Source organism: Bullifex sp. (genome assembly GCF_034103065.1).
Taxonomy (GTDB): Bacteria; Spirochaetota; Spirochaetia; order Sphaerochaetales; family Sphaerochaetaceae; genus Bullifex.
In genome coordinates this window covers 1-2062 of the sequence record NZ_JAXEGN010000069.1, presented here as the reverse complement: position 1 = coordinate 2062, position 2062 = coordinate 1, and the positions used below count along the sequence as shown (strand labels likewise).

At 34.7% G+C, this 2062-nt stretch carries 2 protein-coding genes; both read right to left on the bottom strand.

Going from position 1 to position 2062, the window contains the following annotated elements:
- Positions 1 to 1271 (bottom strand): TolC family protein (locus SOY52_RS03015; protein ID WP_320847504.1); only part of this gene is annotated, 1271 nt, incomplete at its 3' end.
- Positions 1268 to 2062 (bottom strand): hypothetical protein (locus tag SOY52_RS03010; RefSeq protein WP_320847503.1); only part of this gene is annotated, 795 nt, incomplete at its 5' end. The genes SOY52_RS03015 and SOY52_RS03010, both read right to left, overlap by 4 nt.

The window sequence follows — 2062 nt, the reverse complement described above, 5'->3', positions numbered from 1 at the left end:
GTTAGCTCTATCTTTGCATTCAATACATCTGCTTCTGATGCATTTCCATAGCTTTGAAGCAGAATTTTTTGTTCAACCTTTGATACTAAGGTTTCTTCCTTTAGATCAAGATAGCTAATCTTTGCAATCGCCATATCTTGATTTGCAAATTGCTCAGAGAGTGTGGTGATAATAGTATTTATCGCTTCATCACGAGAGATAACAGCATTAGCGACATTACTCTCACTTCTTTTAATATTGTTTAAAGCCTTTCCTCCATCCCAAATAGTAGTCTTAAAAGCTACAGTTACCATGCCACTGTAATCATCCTGTCTATACCAGTCTGTTTCTACTAAAGGAAGACGACTTCCTCCATAGGATGCTGAGACCTGTAGTGCAAAGTCTGGCTTCCAATAGACACTTGCTTTGCTTACCTTTTCACTATATTCCATTGCACTTTGCATATGGGTAAGCATTTGGAGAGTAGGCTGGCTTTGGCTTGTAGCACTCTTTATTAGTGCATTTCTATCTTCTTTAGCAAGAGAATAAAAGCTTTCTTCATCAGGGATGTATGAAATATCCTCTCTAGTTAAATCTAAAAGACCAGTCATGGTTCTTAATGCTGTAAGATTTGATGAATATTGAGCACTTATTTCACTTAATGTGACATCAACCTGTAGAGCATTAATTTCATTTTCCTTCACTTCCTGCGCAAGCATAATACCTTGCTCTTGTGCTGCATGGGCAAGCTCTACTAAGCGATCTGCATAGCTCTTTTGTTCATTTAATAGGGAAATAATATCATCCATGTAGTAAATGGCTGAAAGACGGGACTTTAACTCTGCATTAAGCTGGTTTTCAGTATCTGTCAGCTGGAGGCTTCTGACACTCTCAACCTCCTTAAGAGCCTTTACTCCATTAGAAATTTTACCCCAAGTAAATATTGGCTGCTGCAATGAAAGGCTTGTTTGATAAAGAGTATTTTCCATACCCTTATAAAGCGTTATGTATTGGTTATATGGTAATCCCAATTCAGACGCATTAACTGTAATAGGCCCAATTGGGTTAATAATGTATGAGCCTGATACAGTTAAATCGATAGTAGGATGATAATTTGCTTTAGCATCCTTTGTATCTAGCTTAGCCTGTACAACATCCTGATATGCAGCTTGTAGCTTTGTATTATTTAACCTTAAAGAGGATGCTAGTGAATCATAATTGTATGTCTCAGTAGCAAATATAGTATTAGAAATTAACAAAACTACAATGAAAAAAATAAACTTCTTCATCATGGTATTGTAATTTCTCCTACATTAATTGTGTTGCTTTGAGTTGTATAGTTAGTTGTATTAATAACTTTTGTATTTGCACTTGTTTCATTATTACCTATAACTAATTTTAAGGTATAGCCACTATTCGCAAATGTTGCATACTTTCCTTCATACTCACCAGGTGTCCACTTATATGAAGAATCAGTATTAATAGTAAAAACTCCATGTTCAACAATAGTATCTGTAATTCTTCTAACTGTTGTGGTTGCTTCACCAAGCTTTATATCATCTCCTGTTGTTGGTTTTGCATATAGAATAATTTTTATATTATCATCAGCTGATGTTCCAGTACTACCATTTGTATTAGTAGCTGATGTTCCAGAACTACCACTTGTAGAAGAATTATTAAGACGCCCACTAATATTTGGGAAACTAAACTCAGTTTGCTTTGCATAAAGATTAATAGTTTGGTTGTCAGTTGCTGTTTTTATTTTCTTTTCTTTTGGAGAAAAACTATTTCCATCTTCATCACAGATTACCCAAGTAGATTCTTTTTTTTCACTTTGAATAGTGTAAGTATTAATTATTATTTTAGGCTCAACTAGGTCATCATTTTTATATGCAACAGAGAAAGTATTACTGCTAGAGGTTTTAGAAATAGTGCAGTCAGTTGGTAGTAAATCAGAAAGCTTTACTTGAAGAGTATCATTAATGGCCTCCCCATTTGCTGCTACATTTGCAAGTTGGAAGGTAATTGTTGATACCTTTTCTGTTCTCTTAAAACTTTCAGTATAGGAAGACTCGTTAGTGCT